Annotated in this window: 16 protein-coding genes; 9 read left to right on the forward strand and 7 right to left on the reverse strand. The window is 63.2% G+C overall.

Annotated elements, in window-relative coordinates:
- Positions 1-31: 31 nt before the first annotated feature.
- The 7 genes from prpB to KCX59_RS08670 form a co-directional block, all read right to left on the reverse strand.
- Entirely contained in the window at positions 32-937 is a 906-nt protein-coding gene (prpB, locus tag KCX59_RS08640) for a methylisocitrate lyase (protein WP_179017411.1), read from the reverse strand.
- On the reverse strand, positions 938-2,458 hold the full coding sequence (locus tag KCX59_RS08645) for an MmgE/PrpD family protein (protein ID WP_179017410.1): 1,521 nt from the start codon (positions 2,456-2,458) through the stop codon (positions 938-940).
- A 26-nt stretch (positions 2,459-2,484) separates the two neighbouring features.
- A complete protein-coding gene (locus KCX59_RS08650; RefSeq protein ID WP_178995029.1) occupies positions 2,485-3,126 on the reverse strand; it encodes a GntR family transcriptional regulator in 642 nt (213 codons plus the stop codon).
- A 69-nt stretch (positions 3,127-3,195) separates the two neighbouring features.
- Positions 3,196-4,281 (reverse strand): class I SAM-dependent methyltransferase, encoded by a 1,086-nt coding sequence (locus tag KCX59_RS08655; RefSeq protein WP_179017409.1) that lies wholly within the window; start codon positions 4,279-4,281, stop codon positions 3,196-3,198.
- Positions 4,282-4,415: 134 nt separating this feature from the next.
- Positions 4,416-6,071, reverse strand: a complete 1,656-nt coding sequence (locus KCX59_RS08660; protein WP_179017408.1) for a response regulator transcription factor — start codon at positions 6,069-6,071, stop codon at positions 4,416-4,418.
- A gap of 57 nt (positions 6,072-6,128) precedes the next feature.
- The gene (locus tag KCX59_RS08665; protein WP_178995023.1) at positions 6,129-6,842 is read right to left on the reverse strand and encodes a response regulator; all 714 of its coding nucleotides are present in this window, start codon (positions 6,840-6,842) and stop codon (positions 6,129-6,131) included.
- The gene (locus KCX59_RS08670) at positions 6,839-8,485 is read right to left on the reverse strand and encodes a sensor histidine kinase (protein WP_179017407.1); all 1,647 of its coding nucleotides are present in this window, start codon (positions 8,483-8,485) and stop codon (positions 6,839-6,841) included. Before KCX59_RS08670 ends, KCX59_RS08665 begins: the two co-directional genes overlap by 4 nt.
- Before the next feature lie 139 nt (positions 8,486-8,624).
- Here KCX59_RS08670 and KCX59_RS08675 point away from each other — a divergent pair, with 139 nt between their 5' ends.
- The 9 genes from KCX59_RS08675 (at position 8,625) to der (ending at position 18,167) form a co-directional block, all read left to right on the forward strand.
- The gene (locus tag KCX59_RS08675) at positions 8,625-9,971 is read left to right on the forward strand and encodes a C4-dicarboxylate transporter DctA (protein WP_017200804.1); all 1,347 of its coding nucleotides are present in this window, start codon (positions 8,625-8,627) and stop codon (positions 9,969-9,971) included.
- Between the two features lie 252 nt (positions 9,972-10,223).
- Complete coding sequence (locus KCX59_RS08680; RefSeq protein WP_024820433.1) at positions 10,224-11,123, forward strand: ParA family protein; 900 nt, start codon at positions 10,224-10,226, stop codon at positions 11,121-11,123.
- A 6-nt stretch (positions 11,124-11,129) separates the two neighbouring features.
- Positions 11,130-12,047: a segregation and condensation protein A gene (locus KCX59_RS08685; protein WP_179017406.1), complete on the forward strand. Its 918-nt coding sequence runs from the start codon at positions 11,130-11,132 to the stop codon at positions 12,045-12,047.
- On the forward strand, positions 12,031-12,696 hold the full coding sequence (gene scpB / locus KCX59_RS08690) for an SMC-Scp complex subunit ScpB (protein WP_179017405.1): 666 nt from the start codon (positions 12,031-12,033) through the stop codon (positions 12,694-12,696). The genes KCX59_RS08685 and scpB overlap by 17 nt, the downstream gene beginning before the upstream one ends.
- A 151-nt stretch (positions 12,697-12,847) precedes the next feature.
- Positions 12,848-14,059, forward strand: a complete 1,212-nt coding sequence (locus KCX59_RS08695) for a pseudouridine synthase (protein ID WP_091466587.1) — start codon at positions 12,848-12,850, stop codon at positions 14,057-14,059.
- Positions 14,060-14,062: 3 nt separating this feature from the next.
- Positions 14,063-15,169 carry a prephenate dehydrogenase gene (locus tag KCX59_RS08700; protein WP_179017404.1) on the forward strand — a complete coding sequence of 369 codons (1,107 nt, stop codon included), beginning with the start codon at positions 14,063-14,065 and terminating at the stop codon, positions 15,167-15,169.
- Positions 15,169-15,882, forward strand: coding sequence for a (d)CMP kinase (gene cmk / locus KCX59_RS08705; RefSeq protein WP_091466590.1), 714 nt, complete (start codon positions 15,169-15,171; stop codon positions 15,880-15,882). The genes KCX59_RS08700 and cmk overlap by 1 nt, the downstream gene beginning before the upstream one ends.
- A 28-nt stretch (positions 15,883-15,910) precedes the next feature.
- Positions 15,911-16,606, forward strand: a complete 696-nt coding sequence (locus tag KCX59_RS08710; protein ID WP_179017418.1) for a lysophospholipid acyltransferase family protein — start codon at positions 15,911-15,913, stop codon at positions 16,604-16,606.
- A gap of 10 nt (positions 16,607-16,616) precedes the next feature.
- Complete coding sequence (gene der / locus KCX59_RS08715) at positions 16,617-18,167, forward strand: ribosome biogenesis GTPase Der (protein ID WP_141284728.1); 1,551 nt, start codon at positions 16,617-16,619, stop codon at positions 18,165-18,167.
- Positions 18,168-18,305: the final 138 nt, after the last annotated feature.

An 18,305-nucleotide genomic window follows, 5' to 3' on the forward strand; every position in this document is an offset into this window, starting at 1 on the left:
GTGCCTGCGTTCCCCTTGATGAATCCGGAACCTAGCGGACGCCAGGTACCTGGAAGTTGAAAACGCCGGTATCGAATTGGTTGTATGCCTCGTAGTCGACGAGTTCGTAGAGGCGCGCACGCGTGAGCATGTTTTCCACTTGCGCTTCTTGGGTCCCCGCAGCCTTAATCGATTCCAGAGTACGCTCTGCAGCGCCCATGGCAATGCGGAGGAGGGTGACGGGGTAGATGACCATGTTCACGCCGACACCTTGGAGCTGGTCCACGGTGAAGAGTTCGCTTTTGCCGAACTCGGTCATGTTGGCCAGGATGGGCACGTCCACGGCGTCGCGGATGGCTTGGAACTCGCTCAAGTCACGCATGGCTTCGGGGAAGATCGCGTCGGCGCCGGCGTCCACCAGTGCTTTGGCGCGGTCCTGCGCAGCTTGGATTCCATCTGTGGCGCGGATGTCGGTGCGGGCCATGATGAGGAAGTTCGGGTCCCGGCGTGCGTCTGCCGCGGCACGGATCCGCTTGGTGGCAGTGTCCAGGTCAACGACGTTCTTGCCGTCAAGGTGGCCGCAGCGTTTCGGGTTGAACTGGTCCTCAATGTGGCAACCGGCCAGGCCAGCGTTTTCGAGTTCCTGGATGGTCCGGGCCACGTTCATGGGCTCGCCGAAGCCGGTGTCGGCGTCCACCAAGGAGGGCAGGTCCGTCATGCGGGCGATCTGCCCGGCGCGGGTGGCTACCTCGGTCAGCGTGGTGAGGCCGATGTCCGGCAGGCCGAGGTCGTTGGCCAGGACGGCGCCGGAGATGTAGACCCCGGCGAAGCCCTTTTCCTCGATCAGGCGTGCTGAGAGCGGGTTGAAGGCGCCCGGGAACTGCTGCACAGTCCCGGAATCCAGCAGCTCCCTGAGGCGCCGCCGTTTCTGTTCGGGAGTGACTTTGGAATACAGCATTTAGAACAGACCCTTCGGAGCTGCCGCGAGGTCGATCACGCCGGGAGCCGCGGTGATGTTCAACTGGTCCAGTTCACCCGCGCCCAGTTCGGTGACGCGTTCGACGGCGGCGAGGAACCTTTCGATTTCGGCTTCCTCCACGAGTCCTGCTGCGAGGGTGCGGAACTTGTTGATGTATTGCTCGCGGGCGAACGGCCGGGCTCCGAGCGGGTGGGCGTCGGCGACGGCGATCTCGTCTACGATGCGTGTGCCGTCGTTGAGGGTGATTTCCACAGAACCGCCGAAGGCCTTCTCGGCGATGTCCAGGGAGTGGTACCGGCGGGTCCATTCCGGGTCTTCCACGGTGGTCACCTTGTGCCACAGTTCCACGGTGTCCGGACGCGCTGCACGTTCGGGGGCGTAGGAGTCCACGTGGTGCCAGGCGCCGTCCTGCAGGGCGACGGTGAAGATGTACGGGATGGAGTGGTCCAGGGTCTCACGTGATGCGGTGGGGGAGTACTTCTGGGGGTCGTTCGCGCCGGATCCGATCACGTAGTGGGTGTGGTGGCTGGTCTTGATCAGCACCGACTTTACGTTGGCCGGGTCCGTGGTTTCGGGGTGCTCTTTGTTGAGTTTGCGGGCGAGGTCGATCCACGCCTGGGCCTGGTACTCGGCGGAGTGTTCCTTGGTGTAGGTGTCCAGGATGGCGCGCTTGGCTTCACCGGGCAGCGGCAGCGGGACTTCGTAGGAGGCGTCCGGGCCGTCGAGCATCCAGGCGATCACGCCGTCTTCGCCTTCGTAGATCGGCACGGGTGAGGTCTGGCCGCGCATGGAGCGGTCCACGGCTTCGACGGCCATTTTGCCTGCGAAGGCCGGGGCGTGGGCTTTCCAGGTGGAGATTTCACCCTTTCTGGACTGCCGGGTGGCGGTGGTGGTGTGCAGGGCCTGGCCCACGGACTGGAAGATCGTCTCAACATCCAGACCCAACAACGTGCCGATACCTGCCGCGGCGGAGGGGCCGAGGTGGGCCACGTGGTCGATCTTGTGCTTGTGCAGGCAGATCGCTTTGACCAGGTTCACTTGGATCTCATAGCCGGTGGCGATGGCGCGGACCAGGTCGGCGCCGTTCGCTCCCACGTGCTGGGCGACGGCCAGGATCGGCGGGATGTTATCCCCTGGGTGGGAGTAATCCGCGGCCAGGAACGTGTCGTGGTAGTCCAGTTCGCGCACGGCCACGCCGTTGGCCCAGGCGGCCCACTCGGGGGAGACCTGCTCGGTGATGCCGAACACGCGGGCGCCCTTGCCGTTGGCTGACGGGGCGTGGGTCAGTGCTTGTGCGCGGGCGGCGACGATCGGTGCCCGGTTCAACGAGGCGATGGCCACCGAGGCGTTATCGATGATCCGGTTGATCGCCATGTCAGTGACCTCGGGGGTGACTTCGACGGGGTCGGCGGCGACCACGGCGATCTTGTGCGCCAACTGCTCCTCGCGGGGGAGGTTCTCTTCGGACTTGTAGACGCGGACGTGATGGTTCTTGACCATGGTGCTCCTTCTCGTGAGGCGTTTGGCTAGGCAGGTGTGTGGGTGGCTTTGACGTGGGTGAGGCTACGGTGCAGGTGGACGGTGGTGGCGGCTTCTGCCAGCCGGGGGTTGCCGGCGGCGATGGCTTCGGCAATCGCGGCGTGCTCGGCGGCTGCCGCGTGGAGCCTGGCAGTGTCATCGGCGGCCAGGCGGCGGACCCGGACCAGGTGGACGCGCAGGCTCCGCATCGCCTGGGCCAGGTAGGAATTGGAGACCGCAGCGTCGATGGCGTCATCCAGCCGGCTCACCAGGGCGTAGTAATCGTGGCGTGCGGGGTCGTTTTCGCTGAGCAGTTCGGGGGCTTGCAGCAGCTGGGTATGCAACTCGGCGAAGATCCCTGGTTCCCCGCGCTGGGCAGCCAACGCCGCGGCCCTGACTTCAAGGGTTTCGCGCAACTCGAACAACTCGTCGATGCTCTCCAGCGAGATGTCGGTGACGACGACGCCGCGGCCGCCTGCCGCCGTGGTCAATCCCTCCGCGGTGAGCCGGCCCAGGGCCTCCCGGACCGGCGTCCGGGACACCCCGAGACGTTCGGACTGCTCCACTTCCGCCAAGACAGTACCTGGCCGCAGACGCCACTCAATGATGTCTTCCCGAAGGGAAGAGTAAGCCCGATCACTAGCACGCATGCCCTCAGTGTATACACGAATCGTCAATCACGGCACTATTTAGGGGCAAAATTCCCACAATGTATACATTCAGGCGCGGGCGATGAAGTACGCATTGAACGGGTCCTCCTCCAATTCCTTCACCTCCAAGGTCCGGAAACCAGCTTCACGGAGCATGTCCGTGGCCCGCTCCTTCCCCCACACCGTGCCCAGGCCATCGCCGCCTTGCCCCAAGGAAACAGCCATGCAGTGGAATGTGGAAATGGTGTACAGGAAGGCGGCCCACGGGAGGTCCAAGTTCTCCTCCAACCGGCTTGAAGCATTGATGTCCACCATCAGGAAGGTGCCCCCGGGCTTGAGCGCGGCATAGATGTTCTTCAGCACCTGAGCCGGGTGGGCTTGATCGTGGATGGCGTCGAACGCTGTCACCAAGTCGAACGCCTCGGAGATGTCCAGCCGGCTCACATCCTGAAGCTCGAATCGGACGTTGGAAAGTCCCAGGCCTGAGGCCTCGGCAGCGGCGGTTGCCAATGCTTCGGCGGAGAAGTCGTAGCCGGTAAAAGTGCTGGCAGGGAAGGTGGACCCCAACAGGTTCAAGGCATGGCCCTCGCCGCATCCGATGTCAGCGACGGAGATACCCCTGCGCAGCGCCTCCAGACAATCTGTCAGGGGAAGAATGGCCTCCAGGAGTGATGCATCGTTCACTGCAGCGCTTTCAGAAGCCATGATGTGATGGAATCGCGGGTAATCCTCGTAGCTTGTTCCGCCGCCCGTCCGGAACGCTTGGACGATCTTCGGGGCCACCTCGCCCATGAGCGGCACGTACTGCAGTGTTCGCGCTAGATTCTCGGTACCTGCACCTGATACGACAGGAACGAATTCCGGGCGCAGGAGATACGTTCCACTCTCCGGCTGGTAGTCCACGAAGCCAGCCGAGGTCATGCCGCCCAGCCATTCCCTGACGTAGCGCTCATTGAGGCCCGACGCATCGGCAATAAGCCTGCAAGAGGCCGCAGGGAGGGCCGACAGTGTCTCGAAAAGGCCAGTTTGGTGGCCTACAACCACCAAGAGGGCGATGGAAGAATCGTTGAGGATTCCGATCAATCGTTCCGTGGCCTGCTGGACGGCTTCCGCCGCCGCGGATGCTGCCCGTTGCCCGGCCTGGGTGCTGTTCATCGCGCGTCCTTAATAATGCGGGGGCCGGCCTGCCCGGCCCGTTATCCGTAACTTCAAGGTAAGGCCGCGGAGCCTTGCAGCGCGTCCGCGAAAACCTGCATCCTTTGGCGCACCATGGGTCAAAACATGCAGGCTCAAGTCCGGTGGTGCTCTGCTATTCCGTGATGACGCGCCCAAGCGGCCGCAGCGGTCCTGGAGTTAACGCCGATCTTGGTGAAGATGTTCGCCAGGTGACGGCTGGCTGTTTTCTCGGAGATGGTGAGCGTCTGAGCTATCTGCCTGTTGCTTGAGCCGGACAACACGCAGCCCAGTACTTCCATTTCCCTGGCCGTCAGCCCACCCAAGGCGTCATCAACATTTGGCAAGGAGAACGGTGCAGCTCCAAGCTGTGTACGGATGGCGGCAGCGGTGGCGCGTTCCGCGTCGGACGCACCGGCCTCGCCCAGCGCCGCCCGGACTGACGATAGTCGCTCATGGATCCGTGCCAGCTCATAACGTAAATGCTGGGAACGGTAGCCCAGTGCAGCTGCTTCGAACTCGGGCAGCGACTGGAGCCAGCGGCCTTGGGCCATCAACAAAGCGCCCCTGGCATGATGCGCCCACGCAATCAATCCCGCTGTCCCGTAATAGGCAGCAGTTCCTTCCAGCTCGCTGCAAAACACCTCAGCACTGTCAGCGTCCCGGGGTGCAAGCAACTCCACGAGCGGCAGCAGCAACCAGGCCCGTCCAAGGCGCCCGCGGTCTGCCAACGCGGCGCGGAGATCCGTGAGCGCTTCCTCGTCCTTTCCGGCATCAGCAACAAGCAAGGCCGAGCCGGGCTGGGCATCAACGCCGAGCCCACGCGCCATGGCATACGCGGCCGCGGCGCCGGATCTGTTTCCCTGCCGTCGGCGAATATCGCCCAGTTCGTTGAAACAGTCGGCCGCGATCCAAGCCTGGGCATTCCGAAGACGCTCGCCGAGGTGCGCCAGTTCCGCTTCTGCCTGCTTCCAGCCACCTTCGGCACTGATCAGCTGCAGTTCATGGACCCGGACGATCCCCGAGTACATGAAGGACGTGGAAAGGCTGGCGCACCATGCGGCCAAAGCGTCAGTCCACCACCTCATGCGCGAGTAGTCGGCTAGTTCGTAGCAGAGGTGGATGACTGAGCAGTAGATATCGCCACCCCACTCCGCCGGGACCTTGCCGGCCATGACGGGAAGCAGTGCTTGATCCAGGTCCTCGAAGCCGCGGGCTGCCTGGCCTCTCCGGACGGCGGCGAGACCCGACAACATGAGCGCGAAACTCTCCAGCTCGGGAGCTTTCTGCCTACGATTCATGGCGGTCAGCTGGAGGGAAGCAGCAAAGGCAGAGTCCGCATCACCTTCGAGGTAGATTGCGTCGTTGCCCTCCAGATACAGCAAATATCCGTGTTCCGGAGACTCGGGAAGCCTGTCCAAGAGTCGTCGCGCCCGGTTCAGCCATGCCGATGACACAGCGATGTTCCCGCGGACACCCCACTGCAAGGACAAGGTCAGCGCAGCCTTAGCGGCGGCCTGGAACTGTGCACGGGCGACCATTCCGCGAAATACTTCCTCGGATAATGCCATGGAACCCTGAACGTCGCCGAGCCACCATTTGGAGCGCGCCAGGATTTCCAGGTCCTCCAGGCTCAGCGGAGATTCTTCACCGGCACTCTCCATGGTCCGAAGCGCAGCATCCCACTCTCCACGGGCGTACGCCTCGCGGGCTTCCATCAGCTGCGGTAGCGCTGGTGATTCTGGTTGTCGGAGCGGCGGCTGTGCGGACATGGGCTCTCCATGGGTCGCCACCAGCTTACTGCGGAGGCACAGGTAACGGGAGGATCCCTAGGCCCGGTTCCAGCCGTACTCGTTCTCCGGCCGGCCAGGGGTGCCATACCTGGGCGCCCGGGTGACCGTTCCGGCGTCGGCAAGGTATTCCAGATAGCGGCGGGCGGTCACTCGGGACATCCCCAGTGCGTCCATGACCTCACTTGCGGACACCGGCCGCTGCCCCGCCCTCACCAGGTCCTTCACTGACTCCAGCGTTGACCCGGAGAGTCCCTTGGGCAGCGGCAGTTCCGTGGGTGCGCGAAGACTCGCGAACGCCTGGTCAACGTCACTCTGCGAGGCCCCTGCTTTGGAAATGCCGGACATCGAGCCCGCCAACTGTTCGCGGAAGGTCCGGTAGCTGCTGAGCTTGTCGGCAAAGGTGGCGTACGTGAAGGGTTTGATGAGGTACTGCACGACGCCGATGGACACGGCGCTGCGGACGATGTTCAGTTCACGGACGGCAGTGATGGCGATGATGTCGGCAAAGACTCCCGCGGAACGCATCCGCCGGGCCACGTCCAGGCCGTGGAGGTCAGGGAGGTTCATGTCCAGCAGAACGAGGTCCACGGGGGAGCCGGAGGCCGCAAACTCTCCGAGGATGCGCAGGGCCGACTGGCCATCGGGTGCCGTCCCCACCAAGCTGAAGCCGTCCAAGCGGCCAATGTAGACAGAGTGGGCGTCCGAGGCTATTGGCTCGTCCTCCACCACCAGGACACGGATCTCTGTCATGCCTTCTCTTCCTCGGGAACCGGCGCGGGGAGCATGACGTGGAACTGTGCTCCGCCGGGATTGCTGATGGTCATCGTACCGTTGAGCCGCTCCACAGCCTGACGGACCAAGGCCAGGCCAACGCCCCGACCGTGGGCACCTTGCGGGTTTCCTTCCGGAGACTTGGTGCTGAAGCCGTACTGCAGGACGTCATCGATGGAGCCCGGATTGATGCCGCTGCCGGAGTCACGCACCGTAAATTCGACGGCGGCAGGTCCGGCTTCCACGTCCAGCTCCACCTTCCGGGGAAAGTCGCCGGCAGCGGCTGCGTCAATCGCGTTGTCCAGCAGGTTCCCGAGAATGGTCACCAGGTCCTGGATCTCGAGGCCACGCACGCCGGAGCGCCCTGAGGTTCGGACCACCAATTCCACCCCACGTTCGTGGGCTTCCGCCGCCTTGCCCATCACCAAGGCGCTCATGACGGGCTCGTCCACGGAGGCCACCATGTCATCGGTGAGTTGCTGGCTGAGTTCAAGATCCTTGGTGGCAAAGTCCAAAGCCTGGGGCGTGCGGCCCAACTCCAACAGGGAAACGATCATATGGAGCCGGTTTGCATGCTCATGTGTCTGGGCACGCAGGGCATCGGAGAGGGTCTTCATCGTCTGGAGCTCCGTGCCCAGGGATTCGATTTCGGTACGGTCGCGGATAGTGGCCACCGTCCCGTAGACGGCGGGTTTCTGCCGGCTCCGCTCAGGCACCGGCCCTACCGCCGGGGCCTGGTTGACCACCAGGATCCGCGAACCAGTCAGATGGATTTCGTCATGTGCGGGCCTACCCGATTCGAAAAGCGCCCGCAGGCTGCCATCGAAGGGAAGATCGGCGAGTTTGGGGGCGTCGTCAGGGGACCGGTCGGCGTCGGACGGCCCCAGGCCCAGAAGCTCCGCGGCTTGGTCGTTGTACATCACCGCCTTGCCGCGGGTGTCAATCAGGATCACGCCTTCGCGGACGGAGTGGAGGACGGACTCGTAGTACGCGAACAGTTGTGCCAGCTGCTCTGGTCCCCATCCCCGTGTGACCGAGCGCAGATAGCGGCCCAAGAGCCAGGAGGCCACTGATCCGAAGAACAAGACCACCAACGCGATGACGCCAATCACTCCCAGCCTCTCTGCAACGTCGGTGTCCACTGTGCGGACCGTGATGCCGGCAGCGACCAAGGCTTTGACGCTTCCACCCGCGTCCTTGACGGGAGCGATGGTTCGGACCGAGGGGCCCAAGGTTCCTGCAGTAACTTCGGTGAAGGTTTCACCGCCGAGGGCCGGCTCAATCGTCCCGATATATGGCTTGCCCAGTTCCTCTGTACGGGGGTGGGTCCAGCGTGTCCTGTCGGGAGCCATGATGGTGATGAAATCAGCATCGGCGTCGTCCATGACTTCCCACGCGTAGGGCTGGAGGATGGCTGAAGGATCTGCCGTGGATGAGGCCTCCAGGACAAGGGGATTGTTGGCCAGGGACGTGGCGATCGCCTGCATCCTTCCGCCGGCTTCATCGTAGGCCCTGTCCCTGGCTTCCACCACGGAGAACGCACCGAAGACCGCCGTCAGGACCAGGACGAACAACAGGTTCGCCACGAACAAGCGGCGGGCGATGCTCCAGCTGTGAAACACGTGGGCCTCCCATGACCAATATGACCGCAACGGTGATGCGTGTCACCAACGGCTCAATGATGGATATCACACAAGGGCAGCGGATTGGACATCAGTGCAGGACCGCAGCGCCTTACACAGTATCCAGAAGGAGAATCCCATGACCTCTCAACGAGGAGAGTCGGCAGTAGCCGCCAAAGGTGGACGCAAGGGGCTCGACAAGTCGCACTACCTGTACATCGCGGTCATCCTGGCCGTAGTGCTCGGCGCCGTGGTCGGCCTGATGTTCCCCGAGGTTGGCAAGTCCCTCAAGCCGCTCGGTGACGGCTTCATCAAGCTCATCAAGATGATGATTGCCCCGGTCATCTTCTGCACCATCGTCCTGGGCATCGGCTCCATCGCCAAAGCCGCAACCGTTGGCAAGGTCGGGGGACTCGCCCTGGGCTACTTCGTGGCAATGTCCACGTTTGCCCTCGCCATCGGCTTGGTGGTGGGCAACCTGATCCACCCGGGCGAGGGGCTCAAGCTGACCCCGTACGATCCCACCAAGAAGGCCGATACCAACAGCACAGTGGACTTCCTCCTGGGAATCATCCCCGGCGACATCCCGGTCCTGCCGACCCTTCTGGCTGCCATCCTGGTCGGTTTCGCACTGCAGAAGATGGGAAAGCAGGGTGCACCCATCCTCACCGCCATCGGTCACGGACAGCGCCTCGTGTTCCGCATCCTCATCATGATCATGTGGCTGGCCCCGGTTGGAGCATTCGGTGCCATCGCCGCCGTCGTTGGTGCCACCGGCGCCCAGGCGATCCTCAGCATGTTCACCCTGATGCTTGCCTTCTACGTAACGTGCGCACTGTTCATCGTGGTCATCCTCGGTACGCTGCTCCGCGCAGTGGCCGGCGTGAACATCTTCAAGCTCATGAAGTACCTGGCCCGCGAGTACCTCCTGATCTTCTCCACCTCTTCCTCCGAGGCAGCCCTGCCCCGCCTGATCGCCAAGATGGAGCACCTGGGTGTCTCCAAGCCGGTTGTCGGCGTCACGGTTCCCACCGGCTACTCCTTCAACCTGGACGGCACGGCCATCTACCTGACCATGGCATCGCTGTTCGTAGCCAACGCCATGGGCACGCCGTTGGATCTCGGCGCGCAGATCTCCCTGCTGGTCTTCATGATCATCGCTTCCAAGGGTGCTGCAGGCGTCACGGGTGCCGGACTTGCCACCCTTGCGGCCGGCCTCCAGGCGCACAAGCCGGAGCTCTTGGGCGGCGTGGGCATGATCGTTGGAATCGACCGCTTCATGTCCGAGGCACGTGCATTGACCAACTTCACCGGCAACGCAGTCGCCACAGTCCTCATCGGCACCTGGGTGAAGGAAATCGACAACGGCCAGGTAGAGCGTGTCCTCTCCGGCAGCGAGCCCTTCGATGAGCAGACCATGATCGCCCACGGCGGCGAAGAAGAGGCTGCACCTGAGGCTGAAAACCGCGAGAAGGCCACGGTCTAGCAGGATCAGCGTCAACGCAAGATAGTTTGGCGAAGGCCGGCACCCCACCAGGTGCCGGCCTTCGCTGTTCCCGCGGCAGCCCAGGCACGCGCCTCAACCTTCGACCTCAACCAGAGGGTAAAGGCTCAGCAATCGGCCAAAGTCAAGTTCCCCAAATAACCGTGTCGGGCGCTGTAGCCTAAAGGGGTAGCAGCGCTGTCGTCCGGGGGCGCAGCGGCAGGGAAGATCGTCGTCGAAAGAGTGGTTAGATACGTGAGCATCGAACGGGGAACAGCTACGCTGGAAGGCACCGAGCTCGATCTGGAAGACGCCATCATGGGGCCCACGGGCCGCCCTTACCGCGAATTCCCGGAACCTGCTCCACTGGCCTCCCACGGTCCGGCGAGAGTCATCGCCATGGTCAACCAAAAGGGTGGCGTGGGTAAAACCACCTCCACCATCAACTTGGCGGCTGCGCTCGCCGAGTACGGCCGTCGCGTCCTGTTGGTGGATTTTGATCCGCAAGGCGCTCTGTCCGCCGGCCTCGGGGCCAACCCGCACGAGCTCGACCTCACCGTCTATAACGTCCTGATGGACCGCAAGGTGAACATCCGCGATGCCATCCAGCAGACCGGTGTTGAAGGCGTTGACCTCCTGCCCGCCAACATTGATCTCTCTGCTGCCGAAGTGCAGCTGGTCAACGAGGTTGCCCGTGAGCAAGTCCTGGACCGCGCACTCAAAAGCGTTGAGGATGACTACGACGTCGTATTGATCGACTGCCAGCCGTCGCTGGGCTTGCTGACAGTGAATGCGCTGACTGCAGCCCACGGCGTCATCATCCCTTTGATTTGCGAGTTCTTTGCCCTGCGCGCCGTTGCGCTTCTGGTGGAGACCATCGAGAAGGTGCAGGACCGCCTCAACCCGCGCCTGCAGGTTGACGGTGTCCTGGCCACCATGTATGACGCCCGCACCCTGCACAGCCGTGAAGTGATTTCGCGCCTGGTGGAGGCGTTCGGGGACAAGGTCTTTGAGACTGTCATCAAGCGTTCTATTAAGTTTGCAGACGCCACCGTGGCCGCCGAGCCCATCACCAGCTACGCCGGCAACCACATCGGAGCTGACGCTTATCGCCGCCTTGCCAAGGAACTGATCTCGCGCGGCGGCGCGCCCTAGCGGACGGTGGGACCGTCAATCGCCCCCACCGCCGTAGCGGAAACAGCCGCTGAAGCGGAAACGCCCGACGCCGGTACCTCCGAAGCCCGTAAGGTCGGCTTTGAAGTACGCCTCGCTAACTTCACGGGCCCCTTTGACCTTTTGCTCGGCCTCATTTCCAAGCACAAGCTGGATATCACCGAGGTGGCGTTGGCCACGGTCACCGATGAATTCATCAAGTACATCAGGCGACTCCAGGAGCTGGGGGAGGACTGGGCGCTGGATGAAGCCAGTGAGTTCCTGGTGATCGCTGCAACGCTGCTGGATTTGAAGGCGGCGCGCCTCCTGCCTGCCGGTGAGGTGGAGGACGCTGAGGACATCGCGCTCCTGGAGGCAAGGGACCTGCTGTTCGCCCGCCTGCTCCAGTACAAGGCCTTCAAGCAGATCGCCGGGATCCTGGGCGAGACACTGGAACAGGAAGGCCGGAGGTACCCGCGGCAGGTTGCCTTGGAAGGCCATTTCGCTGCCCTGCTTCCGGAGCTGGTGTGGCGGCACACGCCGGAGCAGTTCGCGGAACTTGCCGCCAAAGCACTTAAACCCAAGGATTCCGCCCCTGCCGAGGTGGGCTTGGACCATCTTCATGCTCCGCCGGTAAGCGTCAAGGAACAGGCCGAAATCATGGGCTACCGCTTGAAGCTGGGCGCGCCGTTATCCTTCCAGTCGCTGATTGCCGACGCCGAGACTACTTTGGTGGTGGTGGCACGTTTCCTCGCGTTGCTGGAAATGTTCCGCGACCGCGTGGTTGCGTTTGAACAGCCCGGTCCGTTGGCTGAGCTGACGATTCGGTGGACAGGTGATGACGCCGGCTGGGACGGTTCCAGCCTGAGCGAGGAGTACGAATCAGGAACAGAAGCGGATCGAAGCGGGGATGGCACCAGTGAGTGAGCAGGACGCAGTCGAGGATGGCTTGGCTGAACTGGAGGCCCTGCCCGGCGGTGCGCGGGCGGCATTGGAGGCGGTCCTTATGGTCATTGATGAGCCGGCCACCTCGGAGGAGCTGGCCGCCGGACTCAACGTGACGGTCGCCGTCGTCGAGGATTTGCTGCAGGACCTGCAGCGGGAGTATAGCGGCTATACTGTTAAAGCCCCGGACGTGGATACTGTCGGCTTTGCCGCTGCCAGTACTGCACCCCGGGGTTTTGAATTGCGGAACGTCGCCGGTGGGTGGCGGATCTATTCACGGTCGGAATTTGCCGACATCGTGGGCAGGTTCGTCCTCGAGGGCCAGACCACCAGGCTTACTCAGGCAGCGCTTGAGACCCTGGCGGTGATTGCTTACCGGCAGCCGGTCTCAAGGGCCCGGGTGTCTGCCATTCGCGGCGTCAACGTCGATTCCGTAGTCCGGACGCTTACCCAAAGGGGTTTGATCGAGGACTCCGGAAACGATCCCGAATCGGGAGCTGTCCTTTACCGGACAACCTCGTACTTCCTGGAACGGATGGGCATCGGTTCAGTGGCTGAACTGCCACAGCTCTCGCCGCACCTTCCGGGTTTGGAAGGGATCGACGAGTACTACGACGCAAGCCGGATGTAGCCACGGCCCACACCGGCACTGCAAGACAACTTCATACTGATTCACGGCACCTGACCAAGGTGCACAGCGACAAGGGGCAGACGATGTCTGCCCGGCTGGCTAGTGTTGATTCCAACACCAATTGCCGGCCATTACTACACAAGGACGGGTCATGACACAGGCGGGACGCCAGAGTTCACCACGTAACAGTTCGGGACGCAACAGCTCCGGACGCAATGAGGCCAAGGGCGGCACCGGCCGCTCCAACGCCGGCGGCTTCTCGGGCCGCGGCGGCAGCGCCGGCGCTGGAAAGCGCAACTTCACCCAGGGCGAGGGACGCCCCTTCAAGGCATCGAAGCCGCGCGAAGCGGCCCCTTTCGATCCTGACAACCCCACAACTGCGGGCGATTACGATCGCGGCCAGGCAGCCAGGCCGGCAAAGCCGTTCCGCAAGCCAGGCTCCAACAAGCCCGGCTTCGGCAAAGCCCCGGGCACTCCGGGCGCCCTGAAGCCCAAGGCGAAACCTGCACGGCAGTACGGCTCCAAGGCCTTCGGCAGCGAACGCTTCGGCCAGAACCTGGGCCCCATCCGGAAGCCGGGTCGCAACCGCGGTCCGCGCCAGGAAGTCCCGCAGTCCGACCTTCACGACGTTGACGGCGTCCGCCTGCAGAAGGTCATGGCACAGGCCGGTGTGGCTTCACGCCGTGTGTGCGAGGAAATGATCCTCGAAGGACGCGTCGAAGTTGATGGAGTGGTTACCACCGAACTTGGTATGCGAGTGGACCCAACGTCTGCCGTCATCCACGTCGATGGAATCCGGATCCAGCTGGACGAAACCCTCGTCTACATGGTCTTCAACAAGCCCAAGGGCGTCGTTTCCACCATGGAAGACCCCGAGGGCCGTCCCTGCATCAGCGACTTCCTCAAGAACAACAAGAACAAGGGCGAACGACTGTTCCACGTCGGCCGCCTCGATGTCGCCACTGAGGGACTGCTGCTGCTGACCAACGACGGCGAACTTGCCAACCGCTTGACGCACCCTTCGTATGAGGTACCCAAGACGTACCTGGTCCAGGTTCGTGGCCCGTTCCCGCAAGGTGTGGGCGCCAAGCTGAAGAACGGCGTCGAACTTGAAGACGGCGTTGCTGCAGTGGATTCCTTCCGCTTGGTGGACTCCACTCCAGGCCACGTCCTGATTGAGGTTGTACTGCACTCGGGCAAGAACCGTATTGTGCGCCGCATGTTCGACGCCGTCGGGTTCCCGGTGGAGCGTCTTGTCCGCGTCAAGGTGGGTCCCATTGGCTTGGGCGACCAGCGCCAGGGCAGCATCCGCAACCTCGGCAGGCAGGAAGTCGGACACCTCCTGGCATCGGTGGGACTCTAGGGCATGTCGGCATTCGGTACGCACGGCAGGGGTCATCTTGATGGCCCGGTCGTCGTCCTCGGTACAGGCTTGCTTGGAGCCAGCATCGGCCTGGGCCTGCGCGGACGCGGGGTCCCGGTTTTCCTTTTCGATCCTTCGCCCACCAACCAGGCGGTCGCGGTGGATATCGGCGCAGGACGTCCGTTGGGGGAGCTGGATGAAGAACCCCAACTGGTAGTTGTCGCGGCTCCGCCGGATGTTACAGCAGACGTCGTGCAGAAGGCCCTGGCGGACTACCCGTCCGCCGTCGTGGCTGATATTGCCAGCGTCAAAGCGACCATTCAGGCGCAGCTGCGCGAACGCGGCGTGGACCTTGCCCGCTATGTGGGTACCCACCCCATGGCAGGCAGGGAGAAGTCCGGCCCTGTTGCGGCCAAGGGAGAGCTTTTCACCTCCATGCCCTGGGTGCTTTGCCCCTCCGAAGAAACGTCGGATGCTGCACTTCAGGCTGCACGTTCACTTGCGGGGGATCTGGGAGCGATCGTTTCCCAGTTCACCGCGGACGAGCATGATGAAGCCGTGGCGTTGGTGTCGCATCTGCCGCAGATCATGTCGTCGCTTCTGGCGAGCCGTTTGCAAGGCACGCCGCTGCATGCCCTCTCCTTGGCGGGCAACGGACTCAGGGACACTACCCGCATTGCAGCCAGCGATCCCACCCTCTGGGTACAGATCCTGGGCGGCAACGCGGAAAAGGTGGTGTCCATCCTGCACGGTGTGCGCGAGGACCTGAACCGTTTGATCGGTACCTTGGAAGAACCGCTTGCACCCGGTGCGCGGCTTGACCTTGCCCAGCTCATCAGCGAGGGGAATGCAGGCCAGGCCCGGATCCCAGGCAAGCACGGCGGACCTCCCCAGGCGTACTCGTGGCTCACCATCCTGGTGGATGACAAGCCCGGCCAGATCGCGCAACTCCTCACGGAGATCGGCGAGATCGGGGTGAACCTCGAAGACCTTCGGCTCGACCATTCGTCGGGACAGAACGTGGGCATGGTGGAGCTTTCCGTGCTTCCCAGCAAGCATGACCTCCTTGTTGAAGCTTTGACTGACCGTGGATGGCGGGTACTTCAGTAATGACGCGTGAATTTTTTGGCCCGGAAACAGTTGCCCGTCCCGGAAAGCCGCTCGTGATCGCAATTGACGGCCCTTCGGGGTCCGGCAAGTCCAGCGTCAGCAAGGAAGTTGCCCGGCGCTTGAAACTGGCATACCTGGATACCGGCGCAATGTACCGGGCGCTGACGTGGTACTGCCTCAAGACCGGCGTTGACCTCCAGGATGGCGCTGCGGTGGAACAGGCTTCCAAAATCATGCCGCTGGAGATCAGCACCACGACTGCCACGGAGTATGTGGCGGTTGATGGAACGGACATCACGGACGAAATCCGGGATCCTTTGATCTCGTCGTCGGTCAGTGCTGTCGCCACGACGCTCGGTGCCCGCACCGAGCTGATCCGTCGCCAGCGCGAGCTGATCGATCAGCACCACCGCCGCATGGTGGTGGAGGGGCGCGACATCACCACCGTCGTCGTCCCCAATGCCGAGGTCCGCATGCTCTTGACCGCCAGCGAGGAAGCCAGGATGCGGCGTCGTGGGATCCAGTTGGGCGGCACGCAGACCAAAGAACAGCTCAATGCCCAGGTAATCCAGCGTGACGCCAAGGACTCAACGGTAGTGAACTTCACCCAGGCGGCCGACGGTGTGGTGACACTCGATTCTTCGGAACTGAACTTTGAGGAAACCGTCCAGACCGCATTGGCGATCGTGAGCAAGGTTATCTATGGTGACTGAGAATCAGCTCCCCTCTGTGGGGAGCAAGATGTGGAGCCGACCGGTTGGTTGGTTCCTGGATCACGTCATCTACCGGACCATCGTGGCGGGCAAAAGCAACGTTCCTGCTGCCGGACCCGTGATATTTGCCGCGAACCACATCAGCTTCCTGGATGGGCCCGTGATGTACGGTGCGTCGCCGCGCCCCATGCATATCCTCGTTAAGAAGGAGATGTTCAAAGGCTTCCTGGGCTCTGTCCTGAGGGGATCCGGACAGATTCCAGTGGACCGCGCCGGTGACCGCACCGCCCTGCATGTCGGCAGGAAACTGCTCGACGCCGGTCGTTGCGTAGGGATTCTCCCCGAAGGAACCCGGGGGAGCGGCTCTGCCGAAACCATCAGCAGTGGAGTTGCATGGCTCGCCCTCAACTCGGGAGCTACCGTCATCCCTGTGGCCATTCTCGGAACCCGACAGGGTGACGAGCATCGAGACCATATCCCCAAACCCCGCCGCAAGCTGCATGTCAGCTTCGGTGAACCCATCACGGTGAAGCGCCGGAAGGGCGAACCCGGGCGTGTTTCAATGGACAGGGCGGCTGCGGAGATCCGTGAAGCCCTGGCCGAACACGTCCAGGACGCCATCCGGGCCACAGGCCAGGGCCTTCCCCTGGAACCAGCGCCCGGCGAACCCACTTCGCAGCACCGCCATACAGCAGTAGCCGGGACGCCGGCAGACCACCACTAAGGAAAGTGCAATGAGCGATACGACTCAAAAATCCGGCCTCCACGGAGCCGGCGACGACGAATACACGCCCACCGGCACCGACCAGGTGGCGGAAAACCTGGCGGCCCTCGACGACGACGAAGCCGAGCTCCGCGCGGCCACCCTCCGGGCAGGCCTGGAGGACTACGAACTCGACGAAGAAGATGCCGCGCTACTCAGCGGTGAATACGGCGATGAAGGCGAGGAAGGTCCCCTCAAGCTGGACCCGGTTCTGGCCATCATCGGACGCCCCAACGTGGGCAAGTCCACCTTGGTCAACCGCATCCTCGGCCGCCGCGAAGCTGTTGTGGAGGACACCCCGGGCGTTACCCGCGACCGCGTGATGTACTCGGCGCGCTGGAACGGCCGCAACTTCACCCTGGTGGATACCGGTGGTTGGGAGCACGACGCCAAGGGCATCCACGCCCGCGTAGCCGAGCAGGCCGAAATGGCCGTTGAGCTTGCTGACGCCGTGCTTTTCGTCGTTGACTCCGCCGTTGGCGCGACCGCGACTGACGAGGGCGTCATGAAGATGCTCCGCAAGAGCAAGAAGCCGGTCATCATGGTGGCCAACAAGGTGGACGACTTCGCACAGGAGGCCGATTCCGCCGCCCTGTGGGGCTTGGGCTTCGGCCAGCCGTACCCGGTTTCGGCTCTGCACGGCCGTGGCGTTGCCGACCTCCTCGACCACGTCATGGACACCTTGCCCGAGTACTCGCTGGTGGACGGCGTTGAGCGTTCCGGCGGTCCCCGCCGTATCGCCCTGATCGGTCGCCCGAACGTGGGTAAGTCCTCCCTGCTGAACAAGCTCGCAGGCTCCGAGCGCGTTGTGGTGGATCCGCTGGCCGGCACCACCCGCGACCCGGTTGACGAATTCATCGAACTTGGCGACCGCACGTGGCGCTTCGTGGACACCGCAGGTATCCGCCGCCGCCAGCACATGGCACAGGGCGCCGACTTCTACGCTTCCCTGCGTACGCAGGCCGCCCTCGAAAAGGCGGAGGTCGCCGTCGTGCTTCTTGCCGTCGACGAGGTCCTCAGCGAGCAGGACGTCCGTATCCTGCAGCTGGCCATTGAGTCCGGCCGTGCGCTGGTGCTCGCGTTCAACAAGTGGGACCTTCTGGACGACGAACGCCGCCGTTACCTGGAGCGTGAAATCGAGCAGGACCTGGCCCACGTGGAATGGGCACCCCGCGTGAACATCTCGGCCAAGACCGGCTGGCATAAGGACCGTCTTGTCCCCGCGCTGGACATTGCGCTGGAGAGCTGGGACCGCCGCATCCCCACCGGACGCCTCAACGCGTTCCTTGGCGAACTCGTGGCAGCCCACCCGCACCCGGTTCGTGGCGGAAAGCAGCCACGCATCCTCTTTGGCACCCAGGCATCCAGCCGCCCGCCGAAGTTCGTGCTGTTCACCACCGGCTTCCTGGACCCCGGATACCGTCGCTTCATCACGCGTCGCCTCCGCGAAACGTTCGGCTTCGAGGGCACACCCATCGAGGTCAACATGCGCGTACGCGAGAAGCGTGGCAAGAAGCGCTAAGTGAGACGGGCATCACAGCCCACTTTGGCTGTGATGGCGTCTCCGACCTCCAACTTCGTGTAAGCTTTTGGAGGTGGTTCGGCCGGACTGCTTAGGTGGGACTCTTCGGAGGAAAACTTAGGCGGAGAACGGTGGAAC

The sequence above is a fragment of the Paenarthrobacter nitroguajacolicus genome (genome assembly GCF_051027655.1).
In the GTDB taxonomy this organism is placed as follows: Bacteria; Actinomycetota; Actinomycetes; order Actinomycetales; family Micrococcaceae; genus Arthrobacter; species Arthrobacter nitroguajacolicus.

Bases quoted from the DNA above. Each gene is read 5' to 3' on its own strand.
- der (WP_141284728.1), top strand. From the start codon at position 16,617: ATGAGCGATACGACTCAAAAATCCGGCCTCCACGGAGCCGGCGACGAC.
- KCX59_RS08700 (WP_179017404.1), top strand. From the start codon at position 14,063: ATGTCGGCATTCGGTACGCACGGCAGGGGTCATCTTGATGGCCCGGTC.
- KCX59_RS08710 (WP_179017418.1), top strand. From the start codon at position 15,911: ATGTGGAGCCGACCGGTTGGTTGGTTCCTGGATCACGTCATCTACCGG.
- KCX59_RS08660 (WP_179017408.1), bottom strand. From the start codon at position 6,071: ATGTCCGCACAGCCGCCGCTCCGACAACCAGAATCACCAGCGCTACCG.
- KCX59_RS08650 (WP_178995029.1), bottom strand. From the start codon at position 3,126: ATGCGTGCTAGTGATCGGGCTTACTCTTCCCTTCGGGAAGACATCATT.
- KCX59_RS08695 (WP_091466587.1), top strand. From the start codon at position 12,848: ATGACACAGGCGGGACGCCAGAGTTCACCACGTAACAGTTCGGGACGC.
- scpB (WP_179017405.1), top strand. From the start codon at position 12,031: ATGGCACCAGTGAGTGAGCAGGACGCAGTCGAGGATGGCTTGGCTGAA.
- KCX59_RS08665 (WP_178995023.1), bottom strand. From the start codon at position 6,842: ATGACAGAGATCCGTGTCCTGGTGGTGGAGGACGAGCCAATAGCCTCG.
- cmk (WP_091466590.1), top strand. From the start codon at position 15,169: ATGACGCGTGAATTTTTTGGCCCGGAAACAGTTGCCCGTCCCGGAAAG.
- prpB (WP_179017411.1), bottom strand. From the start codon at position 937: ATGCTGTATTCCAAAGTCACTCCCGAACAGAAACGGCGGCGCCTCAGG.
- KCX59_RS08645 (WP_179017410.1), bottom strand. From the start codon at position 2,458: ATGGTCAAGAACCATCACGTCCGCGTCTACAAGTCCGAAGAGAACCTC.
- KCX59_RS08675 (WP_017200804.1), top strand. From the start codon at position 8,625: ATGACCTCTCAACGAGGAGAGTCGGCAGTAGCCGCCAAAGGTGGACGC.
- KCX59_RS08655 (WP_179017409.1), bottom strand. From the start codon at position 4,281: ATGAACAGCACCCAGGCCGGGCAACGGGCAGCATCCGCGGCGGCGGAA.